The 20,977-nt window shown below is 28.7% G+C and carries 18 protein-coding genes; 3 read left to right on the forward strand and 15 right to left on the reverse strand.

Features of this window, described 5'->3' with window-relative positions; genetic code table 11:
* Positions 1–37 precede the first annotated feature (37 nt).
* Positions 38–205, forward strand: a complete 168-nt coding sequence (locus CAQ16704_RS08380) for a hypothetical protein (RefSeq protein WP_200884643.1) — start codon at positions 38–40, stop codon at positions 203–205.
* 11 nt (positions 206–216) lie between these two features.
* The gene (locus CAQ16704_RS06755; RefSeq protein ID WP_039667466.1) at positions 217–1,806 is read left to right on the forward strand and encodes a disulfide bond formation protein B; all 1,590 of its coding nucleotides are present in this window, start codon (positions 217–219) and stop codon (positions 1,804–1,806) included.
* Between the two features lie 196 nt (positions 1,807–2,002).
* Here CAQ16704_RS06755 and uvrA read toward each other — a convergent pair whose 3' ends face one another.
* Positions 2,003–4,819, reverse strand: coding sequence for an excinuclease ABC subunit UvrA (gene uvrA, locus CAQ16704_RS06760; RefSeq protein ID WP_039667467.1), 2,817 nt, complete (start codon positions 4,817–4,819; stop codon positions 2,003–2,005).
* A gap of 141 nt (positions 4,820–4,960) precedes the next feature.
* On the opposite strand from uvrA, the gene CAQ16704_RS06765 reads away from it, so the two are divergent.
* Positions 4,961–5,674, forward strand: a complete 714-nt coding sequence (locus CAQ16704_RS06765; RefSeq protein WP_039667468.1) for a DUF4198 domain-containing protein — start codon at positions 4,961–4,963, stop codon at positions 5,672–5,674.
* Positions 5,675–5,764: 90 nt separating this feature from the next.
* Here the strand turns inward: CAQ16704_RS06765 and serC are convergent, their stop codons facing one another.
* From serC to CAQ16704_RS06835, 14 genes are all read right to left on the reverse strand, one after another.
* Positions 5,765–6,841, reverse strand: a complete 1,077-nt coding sequence (gene serC / locus CAQ16704_RS06770; protein WP_039667469.1) for a phosphoserine transaminase — start codon at positions 6,839–6,841, stop codon at positions 5,765–5,767.
* Between the two features lie 12 nt (positions 6,842–6,853).
* Positions 6,854–8,017 carry an exodeoxyribonuclease VII large subunit gene (gene xseA, locus CAQ16704_RS06775; protein ID WP_039667470.1) on the reverse strand — a complete coding sequence of 388 codons (1,164 nt, stop codon included), beginning with the start codon at positions 8,015–8,017 and terminating at the stop codon, positions 6,854–6,856.
* On the reverse strand, positions 8,014–8,715 hold the full coding sequence (gene ubiE / locus CAQ16704_RS06780; protein WP_039667471.1) for a bifunctional demethylmenaquinone methyltransferase/2-methoxy-6-polyprenyl-1,4-benzoquinol methylase UbiE: 702 nt from the start codon (positions 8,713–8,715) through the stop codon (positions 8,014–8,016). The genes xseA and ubiE overlap by 4 nt, the downstream gene beginning before the upstream one ends.
* Positions 8,716–8,722: 7 nt before the next feature.
* Positions 8,723–9,937 carry a metal-dependent phosphatase gene (locus CAQ16704_RS06785; RefSeq protein ID WP_039667472.1) on the reverse strand — a complete coding sequence of 405 codons (1,215 nt, stop codon included), beginning with the start codon at positions 9,935–9,937 and terminating at the stop codon, positions 8,723–8,725.
* A complete protein-coding gene (gene perR / locus CAQ16704_RS06790) occupies positions 9,912–10,325 on the reverse strand; it encodes a peroxide-responsive transcriptional repressor PerR (protein ID WP_039667473.1) in 414 nt (137 codons plus the stop codon). Before perR ends, CAQ16704_RS06785 begins: the two co-directional genes overlap by 26 nt.
* 80 nt (positions 10,326–10,405) lie before the next feature.
* The gene (dxs, locus tag CAQ16704_RS06795; RefSeq protein ID WP_039667474.1) at positions 10,406–12,235 is read right to left on the reverse strand and encodes a 1-deoxy-D-xylulose-5-phosphate synthase; all 1,830 of its coding nucleotides are present in this window, start codon (positions 12,233–12,235) and stop codon (positions 10,406–10,408) included.
* Positions 12,232–13,044 (reverse strand): flagellar assembly protein FliH, encoded by an 813-nt coding sequence (gene fliH / locus CAQ16704_RS06800; RefSeq protein WP_039667475.1) that lies wholly within the window; start codon positions 13,042–13,044, stop codon positions 12,232–12,234. The genes dxs and fliH overlap by 4 nt, the downstream gene beginning before the upstream one ends.
* A 4-nt stretch (positions 13,045–13,048) precedes the next feature.
* Positions 13,049–14,077, reverse strand: coding sequence for a flagellar motor switch protein FliG (gene fliG / locus CAQ16704_RS06805; protein WP_039667476.1), 1,029 nt, complete (start codon positions 14,075–14,077; stop codon positions 13,049–13,051).
* Positions 14,077–15,762, reverse strand: coding sequence for a flagellar basal-body MS-ring/collar protein FliF (gene fliF, locus CAQ16704_RS06810; protein ID WP_039667477.1), 1,686 nt, complete (start codon positions 15,760–15,762; stop codon positions 14,077–14,079). The genes fliG and fliF overlap by 1 nt, the downstream gene beginning before the upstream one ends.
* Positions 15,763–15,776: 14 nt before the next feature.
* Positions 15,777–16,868 carry a histidinol-phosphate transaminase gene (gene hisC / locus CAQ16704_RS06815; protein ID WP_039667478.1) on the reverse strand — a complete coding sequence of 364 codons (1,092 nt, stop codon included), beginning with the start codon at positions 16,866–16,868 and terminating at the stop codon, positions 15,777–15,779.
* A complete protein-coding gene (locus tag CAQ16704_RS06820) occupies positions 16,858–17,931 on the reverse strand; it encodes a chorismate mutase / prephenate dehydratase (protein WP_039667479.1) in 1,074 nt (357 codons plus the stop codon). Before CAQ16704_RS06820 ends, hisC begins: the two co-directional genes overlap by 11 nt.
* On the reverse strand, positions 17,928–18,689 hold the full coding sequence (locus tag CAQ16704_RS06825; RefSeq protein ID WP_039667480.1) for an HAD-IIA family hydrolase: 762 nt from the start codon (positions 18,687–18,689) through the stop codon (positions 17,928–17,930). The genes CAQ16704_RS06820 and CAQ16704_RS06825 overlap by 4 nt, the downstream gene beginning before the upstream one ends.
* A 1-nt stretch (position 18,690) precedes the next feature.
* Entirely contained in the window at positions 18,691–19,896 is a 1,206-nt protein-coding gene (lysA, locus tag CAQ16704_RS06830; RefSeq protein ID WP_039667481.1) for a diaminopimelate decarboxylase, read from the reverse strand.
* A gap of 18 nt (positions 19,897–19,914) precedes the next feature.
* The gene (locus CAQ16704_RS06835; RefSeq protein ID WP_039667482.1) at positions 19,915–20,976 is read right to left on the reverse strand and encodes an LptF/LptG family permease; all 1,062 of its coding nucleotides are present in this window, start codon (positions 20,974–20,976) and stop codon (positions 19,915–19,917) included.
* Between the last annotated feature and the right edge of the window lies 1 nt (position 20,977).

Below are 20,977 nucleotides of genomic sequence, written 5' to 3' on the forward strand. Positions count from 1 at the left end.
TTTATCACAGATTATTGAAAAATTTAAAGGAGTTATTTTGGAATTTACTATACTCGTTTTACTAGCAGCTTCTATATTGCTAATACTCATTAAACCTGAAAAAGAAAAATTAATTTTTGGAATTTTTCTTTGTGGTGCTTTATTAAACTACTTTATGTATTTAGTAGCAAGCTTTAACTCTATTATCCCAAGTGGTAATTGGTAAGGAGAAAAAATATGAATACTTATTTAAGCAAAAATGATCAATATTTTTATCTTTTTATGACTACTGCTGTTTTACTTATTTTAGCAATACCGGTAGGTTTTGCAAATATGTATTTGGGATATTTCCATAATGAATCCCCTTGCACATTATGTTGGTTTGAACGTATTGGTATGATAGTAATTGGTGTTCTTGGAATGCTTATATTACGCTATGGCCCTCAAATAAAATATATTGTATGTGTATTTTTATTTGCTGGATATGGGATTTATATGGGAATTCGTCATACGGCTAGTTGGTGGCAAAGAGATATTGGTATAGGTTTAGGGGATAAATTAGTAGGAGCACATACTTATACTTGGGCTGTTGTAGTGTATTGGTGCGTTGTTGTTGTAATGGGACTTGCTTTACTTTTTATAAGAAAAAATAGTTCTATGATGGAAGATCTTGCTAATAAAGAAATAAAAGTTAAACCTTTAAGTGCCTATTCTAAATTTGTTATTGTTATATCTTTTGTAGTAGTTTGTTCTAATGCTTTTCAAGCTTTAATTATCAATGGTTTGCCTCCATATACAGGAAAATCCAACCCTGATCGTTTGACTTTTGATATGAGCATTATGAGTAAAACATGGACAATGGATGTTTGGAAAAGACTTGGTGATTTTAGTCTTTTAGGAAAAAATGTTCCAGAAGATGTTTTTATTAAAGATTTAGTTGAACCAAAAAATTTAAGTTTTGATAAAAATGCTTCAAATGGAGCTTTTGAAATTACTAAAAATATAGAATTTTTAGATAGTCAAGAAATAAACATACCTGAACTTAAAAAATTCAAAAATATCAATGCTATAGCTTATAACAAAAACAACGATGAATTTGCTTTAGTAACAAATGAAATGGCTGTATCTTACACTAAAGATTTCAAAGAATCAACTGGCTTTGTTTTATTTGATAAAACCAATGGAAATGATATGAGATACATTGCAGATGCCACATTCATAGGAAATAAATTTGTCATTGGAGCATCAAATAAAACTTTTGCTGGAACAGAAAAAACAGATAAACCTATTGATGAAATGCTAGAATGGCAAACCTTTAAAGAAACTACAAAAGGTATAGCTCCTGCATTTTACACTAAAAAAGGCGAAAGCTGGTATGAGCCTTCTAGAAAGTATGTTTTAACTATAAGAGCTAAGCAAAATTATGTACATTCTTATGCTAATGATGGACAATTTTTGTATTTAATTACAGTCCCAAATAAATTTAGCAAAAAACTTATTCTTTCTTATGCAAGTACCAAAGATTATTTATTAAGTGGAGAAAAAGTTTTAAGTGTCGGTGAAAATTTAAAAATAAAAGAAGGTAAAAACATTAATGATTATTATATCGTTGGAGCAGATATTATCGGTGATAAAATGTTAGCATTGAGCTTACGCTATAACACACTTCTTGTAATTGATTATAAAAACGCAAAAATCATTGATGCTTACGAAATCAATGGTCTTGACAATCCAAAATCACTTGCAATTAAAAACGATATGATTTATGTACTAGATCGCAACAACGAAAATAAAGACATAATCAAAATTTATAAAAGTCCTTTATAAAATTAAAATCTAGTGGTAAGATTTATCACTAGATTTAATAACTTCTTTAAGAAATTTATTTTTATCTTAATAACACAATTGACAATTAAAATGAAAACAAAACTTCTCAAAAAGAACATATATTCAAATTGTTTGTTTTAACACTATGATAGCTTGTTAAATATCAAATAAACACAAACTATATTAAATAATTTTGCTATTTATTTTTGATTTCTAAGTCTAAATAATGTCCTGTATAAGATCCAGTTTTTTTGTGATTTTTAGCAAGTTCCTTTACACTACCCTTAGCTATTACCTTACCGCCTTTAATTCCACCTTCTGGTCCCATATCTATAATATAATCAGCATTTTTTATCACATCTAAATTATGCTCTATCACAAATACACTATTTCCAAGATCAACTAAATGCTGCAAAACCAAAATAAGCTTATTAACATCTTCAAAATGAAGTCCAGTTGTAGGCTCATCAAGTATATAAAGAGTTTTACCTGTATCACTTCTACTTAGCTCTTTAGCTAACTTTATGCGCTGAGCTTCTCCTCCACTCAAAGTCGTAGCATTTTGACCTAAAGTAAGATAATCAAGCCCAACTTTTACCAAAGTATCAAGCTTTTGTTTTATCTTTGGCACAGAAGTAAAAAACTCACTTGCCTCGATAATACTCATATTTAATACATCAGCTATATTTTTTCCTTTATATTTAATCTCGAGCGTCGCATCATTGTATCTTTTTCCATTACATATATCACAAGTTACCATCACATCAGGTAAAAAGTGCATTTCTATTTTAATTTCTCCATCTCCACTACACTTTTCACATCTTCCACCTTTAACATTAAAAGAAAAACGTCCTGCTTTATAGCCTCGCATTTTAGCTTCTTTAGTAGCTGCAAAAAGATTACGAATTTCATCCATAGCACCTGTGTAAGTAGCAGGATTTGATCTAGGGGTGCGACCTATAGGACTTTGATCAAGATAAATTACCTTATCTAGCTTTTCCAGGCCATCTATCTTAGCTCCACTTAGTTTTTTAACTTTCTTGGCATGGTTTAATTCTTCTTTTGCAAATGGAAGTAAGGTTTGTAAAATTAAAGAACTTTTTCCACTTCCTGAAACCCCTGTAATTGCCACTAGATTATGTAATGGAAAATCTACATTTAAATTTTGGATATTATTAATATTCACATCTTTTAAACTTATAAATTCTTTTTGTTCTCTATTTTTTTGATGGGCAATTTGCTTTTTACCACTCATGTAAAGTGCGGTTTGACTTTTACTTTTTAATAATTCTTTATAAGTTCCGCTAAATACAACCTCACCTCCAAATTTACCTGCTTTTGGTCCAATATCTACTATAAAATCCGCTTTTTCTATGGTCATTTTATCATGTTCAACTACTATTAAAGTATTGCCTTTTTGCTGAAGATTTCTTAATGTTTTAATTAATTTTGCGGTATCTCGCTCATGCAAACCTATACTTGGCTCATCTAAAACATACATTACTCCACTTAAACCACTACCAATTTGTGAAGCTATACGAATTCTTTGAGCTTCACCTCCACTAATAGTTCTTGCATCACGCCCTAAAGATAAATACCCAAGTCCCACATCATAAAGAAAAAATAATCTTTCATTAATTTCTTTAAAAATAGGCTTAGCAATCAATCTTTCTTGTTCGCTTAAATACGCAAAATTAGCTTCTTTTGAAAAAAATATAGTGGTGTTTTCTATACTCATATCTAAAATTTCACCTAAATTTTTTTCTGCCACCTTCACAGCTAAACTCTCAGCTCTTAAACGATGACCTCCGCAATCTTTACAAGTTTTTTCACTCATATATTCGCTTAAATCTTTTTCATCTTTTAACATTTCATAAGCGTATTTTACCGCACCTTCAAATTTACGATTTAATCTATGTCTTTTCCACAAAAAGTTAATATCCTTTGCATTACCATAAAGCACTAGACGCTTTTCTTCTTCACTTAACTCATTATATGGAATTTTTACCCTGATATCATTTTGCTCACAAAAGGCCATTAAAAACTTATAATAATAACTTTTATTAAATCCGTATAAAAGTTTTATGGCTCCTGATTCTAAACTCAATTCTTCATTAATAAGCTTTTTCATATCTAATGTATATCTTATACCAAGCCCATCACAAGAAGGACAAGCTCCTTTTGGAGAATTAAACGAAAAACTCAAAGGTTCAAGTAAAGGAAACGAAATTTTGCAATCAAAACAAGCATTATGCTCGCTATAATGAAAATGCTTGGCTATATTTAATTCCTCATTGTTTAAAACTTCAATTTCTACCTCACCAAAACTCTCACTAAGACCTTTTTCTATATCACTTGCAAGTCTTGCTAGCATATCTTCTTGCACTTCAAGCCTATCTATAACAAGTTTTATAGTATGTTTTTTTGTCTTGGCAAGCTCAATATCTTCATCAAGACGAGTTAAAACACCATCAATTTGAGCCCTCACATAACCTTTTGCAACTAAATTTTCTAAAAGGTCAGTAAAGCTTCCTTTTTTTTCTTTAATCAAAGGTGCATAAATAATAATTTTTGCCCCTTTTGGAAGCTTTAAAATTTCTCCCACAATATCTGCTGCACTCATAGACGAAATTTTTTGACCACACTGATGACAGTATTGTTCTCCAATTCTTGCATACAAAAGTCTTAAATAATCATAAATTTCAGTAATAGTACCAACAGTCGATCGAGGATTTTTTGAAGTAGTTTTTTGATCAATTGCTATTGCAGGAGTCAAACCCTCTATCTTATCTACATTTGGTTTACCAACTTTATCCAAAAATTGCCTTGCATAAGCACTTAAACTTTCAATATAACGACGTTGACCTTCTGCATAAAGTGTATCAAACGCCAAGGTTGATTTACCACTTCCACTAAGTCCTGTAAAAACTATAAGTTTATTTTTAGGAATTTTTAAATTTATATTTTTGAGGTTGTTTTCTTTAGCACCAATAATATTTATATTATCATCCATAATTTTTCCTATAATTAAAAATGAATTTTATATTTTACATAAGTAAAATAAAATACTTCTTTATTATTCAAATTAATTTTAAGAATCATATAAATTAAAATATTATATAATGATTATCAAAATTAATTTAAAGGACAGAAAATGAAATTTTCAAAAATTGTTTTTTTAGGATTTTTTATTACTAGTTCTGCTTTAGCACATCAATTTTTTCCAATGCAAACTAGTGATGGATATAAAGTAGGTTTTTGGGCTGATGATCATTGGGGCCAATATCAACCTGATAGAATTTTTGGAATTAGTGCAAAAGATTCAAAAGGGAAACTACTAAAAGCAGGGTATGACTACCAAAACGATAAAATTTTCATAGATGGAACACCTGCTGTAGCAAGTGTTAATTATGATTTTGGATATTATACCTTTACAAGAAATGGCAAACACTACGCACAAAATAGATCACAAATAACTGATATTGCCGGAGCAAACGAAGTTGTTCAAACAAGAAAAATATTTAAAATGGGAAAAAGTATTTTTAGTTGGAATGAAGGATCTAACAAGCCTTTGGGATTAAAATTTGAAATTATTCCTTTGCAAAATCCTTTAATACTAAAAGAAGGAGACAAGCTAAAATTACAAGTTTTATTAGATGGAAAACCAATAAAAGGAGTAGAGTTTGAAGATCAAAATGATGATATTGAAAATATTACAACAAACGATAACGGCATAGCAACAATAACACTAACAAAACCAAAAGAAAGATTACAAATTATAGCTGCAAATATAAAAATTCCATATAATCTGGATAGATATGGTGACACTTTACAACTAACAGCTACTTTGAGTTTTCAATCTAAGTAAAATAATTTTCACTAATATAAACATTTTTATATTAGTGAAATCTCTATTATAATAATTTATTTATAATTTCTTGTTATAAATGAAAATATCTTAAGCATGTTTTCCAATAAAAAACCTCATAAATTCACTTAATTTTTTAATTTTTTCAAGATCAATAGAATTGTAAATACTAGCACGAATTCCACCTAAAATTCTATGTCCTTTAAGTCCTATCATACCATTTTCCTCTGCTTCTTTTACAAAAATTGGTTCTAAATTTCTATCATGAGCTATGTTAAAACTAACATTCATTAACGATCTATCTTCTTTTTTAGCATGACCTTTATAAAAACCACTACTCTCATCAATCACATCATATAAAATTTTAGCCTTTTGTATGTTTTGCTCATTAATTTTATCTAAACCACCTTGATTTAAAAGCCACTTCATTTCAAGATTAAACATATATATAGCAAAGGTTGCAGGAGTGTTGAACAAAGAATTATTTTCAGCATAAATGCTGTATTTTAGCATACTAGGTATATTTTTATTTTTACTACGTTCTATCATATCTTTACGCACAAAAGCACATGCAAGTCCTGAAATTCCAGCATTTTTTTGCACCCCTCCAAAAAGCATAGCAATATTGGAAAAATCTATCTTTTTAGAGAAAAAATCACTAGAAGCATCAATTATCAAAGGACTTTTAGTTTTTGGATATTCTTTATATTGGGTTCCATAAATAGTATTGTTAGAGCATATATAAGCATAATCTGCATTATCACTAAATTCAAATTGCGGAATATGATTAAATTCACTTTCTTGACTACTTGCCACTATTTTTGTATTTACTCCCAAAATTTCAGCCTCTTTTATAGCCTTTTTAGTCCAAACTCCAGTATTAGCAAATTCACAAACCCCGCCCATATATAAATTCATAGGTATCATAGCAAATTGTAAACTAGCTCCACCTTGCATCAAAAGTACTTCATAATCATCACTTACACCATAAAGTTCCTTTGCCATTTTAATAGCTTCAAAATGCACCTCTTCAAAAACCTTTCCACGATGAGAAACTTCCATAATAGAAAAGCCTTTACCATGATAATCAAACAAATGCTCTTGTGCTTCTTTTAAAACCTCATCAGGCAAGTTTGAAGGACCTGCACTAAAATTCATTACTCTCATTTTCTCTCCTTTTTATAGTATTTGAGCCTCTTTGCTCTTATTTATAGAGCAAAGTTTTATAATATCTCCTTTTTTTAGCTTTTCAAGAGAGATATTTTTGCCATCTTTTTGTAAATTTATCAAATTTTTGCTTTTATCAAAAAAATTTTTATGTTGAACTAAAAGCTCTTCAAAATTGTCAAGTTTATTTTCATAATTTAATAATTTTAAATTTAAAACACTCTTTAACTGAACTTGTAAAAAATCAAGCTTTTGTTTTTTAAGAAAAAAAGCATTTTCTAAAGATTTTGCCTTGGCTAAATTTTGTAAATAATCAATTTTGTTTTGGTATAATTTAAGATGGTTTAATATTTGATTTTTTAATCGCATACTAAGCTCATCAAGTCCTTGCTCTAGACTTAATTTATTAGGAAAGATCATATCAATAGCCGCACTTGGAGTTGGTGCTCTTAAATCTGCTACAAAATCACTAATAACATAATCTATCTCATGCCCAATAGCAGAAACAATAGGAGTTTTTAAAGAAAAAATACATCTTGCAAGTTCTTCATCATTAAAACAAAACAAATCCTCTCTACTTCCACCACCTCTTGCTAAAACAATTGCATCTAGGCTATATTCATCTGCTTTCTTTAAAGCATTTATCAAAGAATTTGGAGCACTTTGCCCTTGAGTAAGAGCATTAAAAATAGTTATTTTGCAAAGATTATATTCTTTCTGCGAAATCAGCTTTAACATATCTTGCAAGGCTGCTGAAGTAAAAGAAGTTATTATACCTATCTTTTTAGGAAATTTAACAATATTTTTTTTTAAGCTAGTATCAAACAAGCCCTCTTTCTCAAGCTTTTCTTTTAGAGCTAAAAATTTAGCTTCTAAATCTCCAAAACTTGTTTTTTGCATACTTTTAGCAATAAATTGATACTTACCACTTGCTTCATATAAACTTACATAGCCCCTAAGGTCAAGCATATCACCCACTTTAGGTTTAGCTTGTACAAATTGATTAAAGCCTTTAAACATTACACAAGCTATGCTTGACTTTTCATCTTTTAAGTCAAAATACCAATGTCCAGAATTATGGATAGTAATCTTAGAAATTTCTCCACTTAATTCTATGTCATCAAGATGAAATTCTAATAGACTTTTAGCTTTTAAATTAAGTTCTGAAACTTTCATTTTTTTCTTGCAATAAACATAGAGCATACACCAAAGCTAAAGCTTTTATACTCCAGTATTTCAAAATGTTCGCTCAATTCTTTAATAAAGTCTTCTTTACTTAAAAAATCTTCTATAGAATTTGGTAAATACTCATATGCACTATAATTTTTACTAATAAATCCACCTATTCTTGGCAAAATATTCTTTAAATAAAAATCTCTAAAATTTGCTACAAAGCCTCCTTGTTCTCTTTTAGTAAATTCAAGTACAAGTAAAATTCCATTTTTTTTCAATACTCGTGCAAATTCCTTTATAGCCTCTTTTCTATCTACTACATTACGTATGCCATAGCTTATACTTATAACATCTGCACTTTCATTTTCAAGTGGAAGATCTTGTGCTTTTGCTTGTATAAAAGCTGCATTCGGGATTTTTTTCTTCGCCACTTCAAGCATACCTGCACTTGGATCTATACCTTTGATACTAATAATATTTTTATTTGATTTTAAAGCTTGATTTTGCCATTCTATAATCATATCACCTGTGCCACAAGCTACATCTATAACATCGAGCTCGTTATTAGAGTACTTAAAAACACTCAAACAAGCTTTCCTTCTCCAACTTACATCAGTACCAAAACTTAAAATTCTATTAGCTTTATCATAAGTTGGTGCTATATCATCAAACATTTTGACTATTTTTTCTTGTTTTTGCATGTTTTTCCTAGCTATATATTTTTAATTTTTTAGTATTTTTGTTAATTCTTTTAATTACTTTATTATATTTAAGAAGAATTTTTTCTGAATAACTATAGTCAAAATAAGACTTTAATCTACTAATACTTTTTTCTTCAAACATTGTTGCAAAATAGTATAACAAAAAATTTATTCTATCCAATTCTTTTTTAAGATCCATTTGTGATTGTACAATTTTTTTCTTTAAAAAAACCAATTCTCTTCTTAACTTAAAAGCTATTAAACGCTTTAAAATCTGTTCTTTTTCTCCTTGATAAAAATTACAATCATTCTTTAAAATAAATTCCAAGTCAAAAAAAATATTATCAATTTTTTTATCACTTAAAACAAAAACATATTTTTCTAAGTCGATTTTTTGTGTTTTATTTATATCAATTTGTTCTGTTAAGGCTAAAAAAATATTTTTAAGTTTTTCCATAATGTTTTTTTCAAAAATATTATGGAAAATTTCTAAAAAAATATTGATTTGATAAAGACTTAAAGAGAATTGTTTGATAGAATTTATATTTACATTTTGCAAGAATTGATTTTTTTCATTTTTTAATCTTTTTAAAAGAATGAAAAGTAAAATTTTACAAGCCACAAAGCTTTGAATTTGACTTGGAAAATTTAAATCAATATTTTCTTGCTTATCTAAAATTTTAATGATTTTAGTACTATTAAAAAATTTGGAAAAATCTCCATATAATGCTAAATTTTTAGTATAAAATTTTTCATCGTCTGTAATTTCTTTAAAATTATTAAAAAAAAGAGGTAGATTATATTGCTTCGCCTTTTCAAAAGTAGGAAAAATAATCTTTAAAATTACCAAATCTTGCAAATTATTCTTAAATTTATAAATATAAAATTTTAAATCATTAATTTCAAAACCAATTCTAGTTTTATTGATAATACTGCCTATGGATTTTTTATATTGACGTTGAAAATCTTTTTTAGAAACTTTACAAGTCTTTTTATCTAGAATATCATGTAGTTTATAAAGTGAAAACTGATAATAATTTTGATTTATTTTTTTATATTTAATATCACAAAAAGGACTTATACGCGTAAAAAAAACACGTATTTTGTCCTTAGAATAAACAATCTTTTCTTTTTTTAAAATTTTTAAAAAATCATCATTTGGGAGTAAAAAGCGTCTTTGAACTTCATAAACCATTTTATTTTTTGCAATTTTTGCAACCATTTACATAAGCAAATACACCTAAATAATCAATAATATTTCCTATTTTTTTTTCAAGATTTTCTTGATATTGGCTAAGTCCACTATCTTCGTAACATACATCCTCTATATGATTACATTTATTACAAACCACATGAATATGAGGATATTCATAAATGTCATAACAAGTTTTTTGATTTAGAGTATTAATTTCTACTACTAAACCCTGCTCTTTTAGAGTATTTAAATTTTTATACACTGTAGCTAAAGAAATCGATGGATATTCTTCTTTAATACTTTCATACAAAGATTCGATATTAGGATGTTCATGGCGTTGTAAAATTTTTAAAATGCAAAGTCTTTGTGGAGTAGCTTTTAAATCACAATTTTTAAGCATTTGAATAAGTTCCATAATAATTCTCCCATATTTTTTACTTAGTATAACAATTTTTTTATAAAAAAATAATTATATTAAAGGATATTTTTTATCTTTTAATAAAGTTTAATTTTTTGGCATATTGAATTTACATCAAGTTCTAAAAATTGTTCTACTTCGCTAGTTTTACCATGAGTTATAAAATGATCTTCATATTCAAAACTTACTAATTTTATATGATGTAAGTTTTCTCTTTGCAAAAAACTAGCTATTAAACTAGTCACACCACCTATTTTAACATTATCTGAAAAAACAAACCAAGTTTTTGTGTTTTTAGCTAATTGCTTTAAAAGATCTTCATCTAATGGTTTTACAAAAACCAAATCCACCAAGCTTGCATAATTTTTTCCTATTTCATCCAATACAAGCTTTGCTTTTCCCACACCTTGTCCAAAACCCAAAAAAATTTTATCACTATGTTCTTTAGATAAAATTTGAGCTTTACCCAGTTTAATTTCGCAAGGAATAAAGTCATTATTTAACAAAAAACTTCCTCTAGGATAACGAAAAGCAAAAACACCTTGGTGAAAATAAGCATATTCCATAATTTTTTCCATCATAGCTTCATCTCTTGGAGCAGCAATAGTAATATTTGGAATAGCACTTAAAAAGCTTACATCAAAGACACCTTGGTGAGTTTCTCCATCTTCTCCTACAATACCTGCTCTATCCATTGCAATAACCACATCTAAATTCATAATTGCACAATCATGAATAACTTGATCATATGCTCTTTGCATAAATGTACTATAAATAGCTATATAAGGTTTAAAACCCTCTTTAGCCATAGCTGCCATTGAAGTGACTGCGTGTTGTTCTGCTATAGCTACATCCCAAAAGCGTTCCGGATATTTTTCTATTAATTTATCAAGTCCAGTGCCACTTGGCATAGCAGCAGTAACACCAACTATGTTTTCATATTTTTGAGCTAAACCTAAAAGTATATTTGAGAAAATTTCGGTCGCATTTTTCTTATTTAAGTTTTGCTTTAAATTTTCTCCATTGCTCCTATCAAATGCACCAACTCCATGCCATTTTGAATTTTTACCTTCAGCTAATGCATAGCCCTTACCTTTAGTAGTTTGTGCATGAACCACACAAGGTTTATTCATAGCTTTAGCTTGGTTTAGTGCATTAATAATCTCATTTAAATTATGTCCATCTATAGGACCTATATATTCAAGTCCTAGTTCTTCAAACAAAAGTCCTGGTGTAATAAGCCTAAGACTTTCTTCAAAACGTTTTGCCATATAAGATGTACCTTGAGGAAAATATTCTAAAATATTTTCTATGCGTTTTTTAAATTTTTGATAAAACTGTGTTGCCATAGCTTGTGAAAGATATTTTGAAATAGCTCCTATAGGTTTTGAAATACTCATTTCGTTGTCATTTAAAATAATTACACAAGGATATTCTCTATCACCAAGTTCATTTAAGGCTTCATAAGCCATTCCTGCACTTAATGCACCATCACCTATTAAAACTACTGGCAAACGATTTTCTTTTTTTAATCTTATAGCCTTACATGCTCCAACAGCTAAAGATATAGAGGTGCTTGAATGCCCTGCTACAAAATAATCCCCTTCATCAGGTTTTGTATAACCGCTCAAGCCATTAAATTGTCTTAATGTGTGAAAATTACTAATTTTATTACTTAAAAGCTTATGAGGATAAGATTGATGTGAAACATCAAAAATAAAAGGATCTTTTTGCACATCAAAAACATAATGCATTCCTATACTAAGCTCTACAACTCCTAAATTTGAAGATAAATGTCCTCCGTTTTTACTTACCGTATCTATAATAATCTCACGAAAATTACAAGCTAAATTCTCTAATTCTTTTATTTGCATATTTTTAATATTTAAGTTAGTTAAATCTATCATTCATTGACCATATTTTTTATTTTTTGTAAGCGATTATTAAGATTTGATTCTATATTGCCTGCATCAGATAATATTAAGACACTCCCTTTACTAATAGCATCATCAAGACTAAATTTAATATTATTTTGTTCTTGCAAACGAGTTTTAACAAATTCATAATCATTGGGGCTTAATTTTAATTCTATTTTAGTGGCATTTCTAAGTTCACTTATAAGTTCCTTAGCTAAATTTAAAGCTATAAGTGATGAATTCTCCTCTAATTCTTTTGCAATAACTTCTTTTGCAATAACTACAGCAGTATCCGCCAATTCTTTTTCATTCTTAGATAAAAATTCATTCAAAGTTTGCACCGTATTTTCAAGCTTTTCGACACTTTTAAGATACTTATCTCTTAAAGTTTCTAGTTCATTTTCAAATTTTTTTTGTGCCTGTTCATAGCCTTCTTTGGTATATTTTTCCTTTGCATGTTCTAATTCCGAATTTAGTCGATTATTAAATTCAGCCTCTTGACTTTCTATTTGCATTTGAAGTTTAATGATATTTCCAGACATTTCATCAGTTTTCTTTAGCAAATCTTCTACAAAGTCGGGTTGAATTTGAGGTTGAGTAGACTGGGTTTGATTTTCTACTACAATCAAATCCTCTGTAATTGTATTATCTTGCGTAGGAAGAGGTTTGGTTGCTTGTTGAATTTCCTCTATATTTGACTCTCCGCTTGGAGTCATTTCACTCATTACTTTAAAATGATATCCTTCTATAACATGACTTGCTATATTATTTGTTGAAACTACATTAGTTAATTTTGCCATTATCTTACTCTATCATTTCATCTGCCTCACCCACTTGGATAAGACCTTGTTCAGCAAGTTTTTGCACTACTTCCACGACTTTTCTTTGTGCTTCTTCAACATCTTTTACACGCACTGCACCTAAAAATCCCATTTCTTCGACAAAAGCTTCAGCTGCACGTGTAGACATATTAGACATAAATTTTTGCTTCAAATCTTCACTTGCACCTTTTAAACCTACCATTAAATCACGCTTATCAGCCGCTTTTAAAACTTCTCTAATTGCATTGGTGCTAAGTTGAGAAATATCATCAAAAGTAAACATCAAGTCTTTAATAGTTGTCGCAAGTTTTTCATCACTTTGCTCAATATAAGAAAGCGTTGTTTTAGAGGCTTTTTGACCTAAGCGATTAAGTACTTCCGCAACTGCTCTTGGACCACCCACTTCAACTTTGTAAGAAGTAAGGCTTTCAAGCTTACTTTCAAGCACAGCAGAAACTCTTTTGATGATTGACGGTGAAATATCTCCAAGATTTGCCATTCTTATTACAACTTCAGCTCTTAACTCATCACTAAAATACTCCAAAGTCTCAGCAGCTTGAGTAGTATCCATATGTGCTAAAATCAAAGCTATAGTTTGTGGGTGCTCTTTAATGATAAAATCTGCAAGTTGTTGTGGTTTAATTTGAGAAAGATAAGCAAAATTTTGGTTATTTTCCATACTTTTGGTAAGTTTTTCCAAAATTTTATTGGCAATTTCAGGACCAAAAGTTCTAAATAAAATTTCTTTTGCATATTCCAAACCGCCACTTTTAAGGTATTGACTTGATTGAAGTAGAGTATAAAATTCTTCAAGAACAGCAGTAGCAACTGGTTTATCTACATTTTTTGCTAAAGCAATATAGCGAGAAATTTCAGTGATAACATTAATATCCATATGAGAAAACAAAACTGTCGTTACATCTTCTCCAAGTTGAATTAAAAAAATTGCGACCTTTTCTGGCATTGAAAGGTCATCATAAACCATTTTTTGTTCTTCGCTAAGCTTTATCATTAAATATCCTTCTCTCCGAATTCAGCTTCATTTTCAACAAGTTTTTGCAATAACAAAGCAACTTCTTCACTTTTTTCATTCGCAAGAGCTCTTAATTTTTCTAGTAAGACATCATATTGTAATGCGTCTTCATCAAAATTATCTCCAAATCCAAGTTGCTCTTCCACTTTTCTTCGTGCTGCATTAAATTTCTCAATTGCATCTTCAGCTTCATCAATAATTTGCCCTTCTTTTCCTTCCATTTCTTCTTCAAGCTTGATATCTGAGAGCATTTTTTGCGAAAAAGGAACAATAACTTTCTTGTAAAAAATAAAGAGTAAAATTGCAGCAAATACATACTTAACAGGTGGAATAAACGGCTCAACAAATCTTGAATAAAAAGTTTGAACTTTGTTTTCAACCTTAGCTGTTCTATGAAATTCCAAATTATTTACTTCAACTGCATCACCTCTAGCAAGATTAAATCCTATAGCACCTTTAGTTAGATTTTCAATAGCTTGTATCTCCTTATCATTCAAAGGAACATATTCATTTGTTACATTTCCCTGATCATCTGTAACAACCTTATACTTACCATCCACTACAACTGCAGCTGAAATCCTTTTTACAGTTGCAAACTGCTTAGTAGTATTGGTGATTTTTTTAGAAATTTCGTTATTAGTAGTAGTTTGATTCTTAGTATAAATTTCACGCTTATCTTTACCATCTAAACCTTCTACAGGACCAATATTTGAAACCGCTCCAGGTACACCCTGAATTTCTTTATCTTTATATCCTTCCTTATGTTCTTCTAAAGTTTGTTCGCTACGCACAACAGTATTTGGATCATAAAATTCACTTTGAGATTCTTCTTTAGAAAAATCATAATCAATGCTAACCTTTGCCACTACTCTATCATATCCCCCAGCAAAGGGAGCAATAGAAGCAATAATTTTTTGTTCTAATTCATACTCTTGATCTCGTTTATATTTAATTTGTGCTGCAATTAAATCACTTTCAAAAGCACCTTCATCATCCAAAGGAATACCTTTTTGATCCATTATTTTTACGTTTTCAGGTGTAAGTTTTGTAACAGAAGAAGCAATTAGATTTTTAATTCCCATGATTTGCTTTTTATTAAGTTTTAAGCCCTCTTTAATTGTTAAGGCAACAGAAGCAGTTGGTGGCACTTGTTGCTTAGTAAAAAGTGTATCTTTGGCAAAAGCAATATGTACAGTTGCACTATGTATAGGTTCTAAACTTTCAATAGTTCTTGCAAGTTCACCTTCTAATGCTCTTTGATATTTTACCTTTTGTTCAGCTTCAGTTGCACCAAATTCTTGTTTATTAAAAAGCTCAAAACCTACTTTATTGTCTTTTGGGAGCAATCCTGCTGAAGCAACTGCTAAACGCTGTTTGTAGACTTGATCATTTGGAACTAAAATAGTTCCTTCGTTACGCAAAATATAAGGAACTCCGCTTTTTTCAAGCTGAGTCACTATCATTGCTGAATCACTTGTATTAGCATTTTCAAATAATACCGAATATCCAGCTTCACTAGCAACCGTAGAACCACTTCTAAAAAGGGTTAAAAACACTAAAAATCCAACTACAACTACAATAGAAGCAGCAATAATAATACGCTGTCTTAAACTTAAATTCTGATAAAGCTGACCTACTTGGTGCAGTATAGTTTTATAATCCATTTATTTCCCATAAATTAAAAAATTTTAGAAAACTCTTCGAAAAACCTTGAATTTTCATATGCCGTACCTATGCTTATACGTACAGCATTTAAACCATAACTTTGTAAATTTCTTATTATTATACCGTTTTTAAGCAATTTTTCAGATAAATCTGCACTATTTTTTTCATCAAAAAAATAAGTGATAAAATTTGTATAACTTGGAATATATTTTATTTGATGTTTTTCTGCAAATTCTTCATAAATTTTCATTTGTGAAAAATTATTTTCTAAAGTTCTTTGTATAAAATCCTTATCACTTAAAGCTGCAACAGCTGCTTTTAAACTTAAATTTGTCACATTAAAAGGAGCTCGTAATTTATAAAAAGTACTAATAATTTCTTTAGAAGCAATACCATAGCCCACTCTCATACCACCTAAACCATAAAGTTTAGAAAAAGTTCCCAAATACACTGCATTTGCATATTTATCAATTAATTCTTTTGGGTTAATATGTTTTTTACTATCTTTAAATGATGCAAATTCATTATATGCTCCATCAATAGCTACCAAGCAATCCTCATCAATTTTTTCTAAGAAATCATAAACATCCTTTACATCTAAGCACTCTCCTAAAGGATTATTTGGTAAACATAAAAAAATCACTTTTATTTCATTTTTATGTTTTTGATAAAGCTCATAAAGTTGATTTAAATCATGGGTTATGCTTAAAGTTTTATAAACTTTAGCTCCAAGTTGTTTTGCATAAATCTCATACATTGCAAAACTAACTCCACATTGTAAATAAGCCTTAGAATGATCAAGCTTTGCATGTACAATATATTCAATAATTTGATCACTTCCACTTCCTATGATGAGATTTTCATTTAAAATATCATATTTTTGTACCAAAGCTTGCTTTAATTCACTCATAGTATCATCAGGATATAAATGAGCTAAATGTGCATTATTTGCAATAGCATCTTTAGCTTTAAGGCTTGTTCCATATGGATTTTCATTGCTTGCTAATTTAATGACTTCTTTTAAACCAAATTCTTTAGCAATTAAATCCATATCCTTACCACTTTCATAAGTTTTAATAGCTTCTAAAAAAGGATTAAATTTCATTACTTTCTCCTGATAAATATGATCCAAGCCATTTTATATCATCAGCTTTTTTTAAAACCCTTTGAACATTTTCATCATCAATATGTCCTTCAAAATCTATATAAAAGCTATGAATAAATTCTCTAGTTTTTACTGGACGTGATTCTAGTTTTGTGAGATTAATTCCTTCTTTTTTAAATTCATATAATAAATCACTAAGACCACCAGGTTTATGTGCAGCAAGAGCTAAAATAGAAGTTTTACAATGAGATACTTGTGGAATTTTAATATCACTTAAAATTAAAAATCTTGTCCTGTTTGCTAAATTATCTTCGATAGTTTCAAATAAAATAGGTACATTATAAAGCTTTGCAGCAATTTTAGAACAAATTGCAGCTGAAAAAATATCCTGTGAAGCCAAATATGCTGCATGGGCTGTAGATTTACTTGCTATAAATTCTATTTCACTTAAATCATGACTTTCTAAAAAATTTCTACACTGATTATAACCTTGAGGGTGAGAATATATGCGTTTAATATCTTTTAAATTTTCACTCATACTTATAAAAGAATGATGTATATCCATATAAATTTCAGCAAAGATTTTTACATCTTCATATTTACCTAAACAATCAAGTGTTACCCCAACAGCTCCTGCTGTATTGTTTTCTATAGGTACTACACCATATTTTGCTTCTTTATGAGATAATTCCTTAAAAACATCTTCTATGTTTGCAAGTGGAATATAACGACTCATTGCACCAAAACGCGTTCTTGCTACTTGATGTGTATAGCTTCCCTCAGGCCCTAAATAAGCTATACTTTGAGGCATTTCTAAATTTCTTGAAACAGCAAAAATTTCTTGATATATAGCTTCGATTGCATTTTGATCTAATAAACCATAATTATAATTTTTAAGTCTATTTATGATAGCCCTTTCACGTTCAGGTCTATAAATACTTCCACCTAAATTTTGCTTAATTACTCCAATATCCTTTACATGAAGCATTCTTTCATTAAGCAAAGCTAAAATTTTATCATCAATAGAATCAATTTTATTGCGTAATTTTTCTATTTCTTTCATTTAAACCTCGATATATAATATTCCCTAATATTATCATATATAAAATTAAGTTTAATTGTATCCAAACCTTGAGTGTTAGAAATTTTTCCACTTAACACTAAAGCTGTTTGCATACCAAGCTCATAAGCACCGAGTAAATCACCTTTAAAGTCATCGCTAATAATCAAAATTTTTTCAAAATTTGCATTTTTATCTTGTTTTTGTAGCAATTTTAACGCACTTTCATAAAAAGTCTTGCTAGGTTTTCCTATCACTTTATAATCAAATTCATGTGCATTTTTAAGCATAGACATAATACTTCCAACACCTGGATAAAGTCTTGAATTTTTCTTATAGATGCTACTTTCGTGCATTGCTATAGCTTGTACACCATCTTTAATATATTCTATCATGCTAGCAAAATCTTGAAATTTAAAATCATCATAACTTGCTACTAAAAAAGCTTTTGGATTTTTATAATCAAGTTCATAACCTAGTTCTTGAAGTGAATTTATAAATTCTTTTGCTCCAAAAGCTGCTATTTTGCAAGGTTTTAAATGTTCTTTTAAAACGCTAAAAGGATCAATATAAACTTTTTCATCAATCTCAAAACCTAAATTTCGCAAATGATTTAAAAAATCTAATTTTTTAGTGTTATTAGTAATAATCACATAAGGAATTTTTTCTTTATTTAAGGTTTTAATGAGTTCTAAGGCACCATTTATAGGACTTTTATCATGATCTGAAATTAAAGTTCCTTGTACATCTAAAAATAGCATTTTAATCCTTTAAACACTCGATTTCTAAAGCAATTTGATCCTCATAACTTTCTCTTTTTCTAATCATTTTTACCACACCGTCTTCACAAGCTAACTCACAAACTCTATTGCGTGAATTATAATTACTACTCATGCTAAAACCATACGCTCCTGCACTTTTAACTATGATTAAATCCCCTGCTTTAGTTTTAGCTAATTTTCTATCTTTAGCTAAAAAATCTCCGCTTTCGCAAATTCCACCAACAATATCACAAAGACTTTCTTCATTATTTTCACTTAAAAGCTTAATTTCATGATAGGCATTATATAAACTTGGACGTAACAAATCATTCATTGCTCCATCAACAATTACAAAACGCTTTTTTTCATTAAATTTTTCATATAAAACCTTTGTTACAAATTCTCCTGCATTTGCTACTAAAAACCTACCAGGTTCCATACCTATACACATGTCAAGTCCTTGCAAGCTTGTTAAAACCCCTTGAGCATAATCATATAAATTTGGTTCTTGTTCATTTTTATAGCAAACTCCTAAACCTCCGCCTATATCAAAAAATTTAATATTGATTTTTAAAGCTAAAAGCTCTTTTACTAATTTTGCAACAATTACCGAAGCTTCATGAATGCTACTAATGTCAAGAATTTGAGAACCTATATGAAAATGCACTCCAATGGGGTCTAAAAATTTTGATTTCTTGGCATAAATATACATTTTTTTTGCACTTTCTATATCTACACCAAATTTATTTTCATGCAATCCTGTTGAAATATAAGGATGAGTTTTTGCATCTACATTGGGATTTACTCTAATGCTAATACGTGCCTTTTTTTGATTTTCTTTGGCAATTTGCTCTAAAAGAAGCATTTCTTCATAACTTTCTAAATTTATGTAAAGTATATTTTGATCTAATGCATATTTTATTTCATCAACATTTTTACCTACTCCACTAAAAATAATTTTATAATTTTTAGCTCCTGCTTTTAAAGCTCTATAAATTTCACCTGCACTCACACAATCAAAACCACTATCTAAAGAAACCAAAAGCTTTAAAATACTTAAATTTGAATTAGCCTTTACCGCATAAAAAATTTGCGATTTTCTTGCTTTAAAAGCATCCTTTAATATTGTAAAGCGTTCTTTGATTTTATCAAAATTATAAATATAAAAAGGAGTATTGTATTCTTTTGCTAATTTTAAATAATCCATATAAAACCTCACTAGTAGTTATTTGTGTTTTAAATAATAAAAACTTCCTATACACATTAAGATAAATACTGGCAAAATTATACCAAGCTCTGGGGATAAAATTTCATTTTCACTTAATCTTGTTAATAAAAATAATAAGCCCCAAACTAAAAGTATACATACAAAAAACACGAAAGCCAAAAATGCAAGATTAAAAAATCTCGATATTAAGGGAAAATAATAATATATAATTAACATTAAAAAGGGTGCAAAAAAAGGTGTAAATATCAACGAATACAAACTGCTTCTAAGAGCACTAGTGGATATATTTTGTTTTGTATAAATTATCATGCTCTCTAATGCATCTAAAATAGAATAAGAAGGATTGCTATCAGTTAAAGAAATTCTTTCTAAAATTTTTGGAGAAAAATCTTCTAATCCATTAATATTTTTAAATTCTTCTACACTTAAACCTTCTTTTGATACGATTAAATTTCGTGGTATGTTAACTATTGTTACGTTATTTAACCCCCATGAAACACCATCAAAATTAGCATCTTTTGCATTTATCATACTTTGAATATCTAAATTATATGTATCAAAAATTTTAACATTATACAAAATTTCATTTGCGATTTTCTCTATATAAATAAATTTATCATTATATTTAATTAAAATTTCTCCACCCTCTCTATTTACAGTACCTCGTTTTATAATATTACTTTTATATTCATCCACATATGCAAAAGGAGTAAAATTTAAACCCACGTATATACAACAAAAAAACATAGCCCAAATAAAAGGATAAAAAATCACTTGATTTTTGCTTAAACCCAAAGCATATAAGCTAACAAATTCATTAGATCTTATCATGTTAAAAACGCATAAAACTAAAGCGAGAACAATAGCTAAAGGTAAAATATAAGAAACCGCAGAACAAGTTAAAAAGAAAATATACATTAATTCTAAATTTGCACTTTTTGGTAATTTATTAAAATTCACCAAAAAATCAATAGCCACAAAAAAAAATGTAAGAGAAAAAAATAAGATAAAAAAAGATTTCAAGTATAGGGATGAAATATAACGAAAAAATATATTCATT

Source organism: Campylobacter sp. RM16704, from assembly GCF_000816245.1.
Lineage (GTDB): Bacteria > Campylobacterota > Campylobacteria > Campylobacterales > Campylobacteraceae > Campylobacter_D.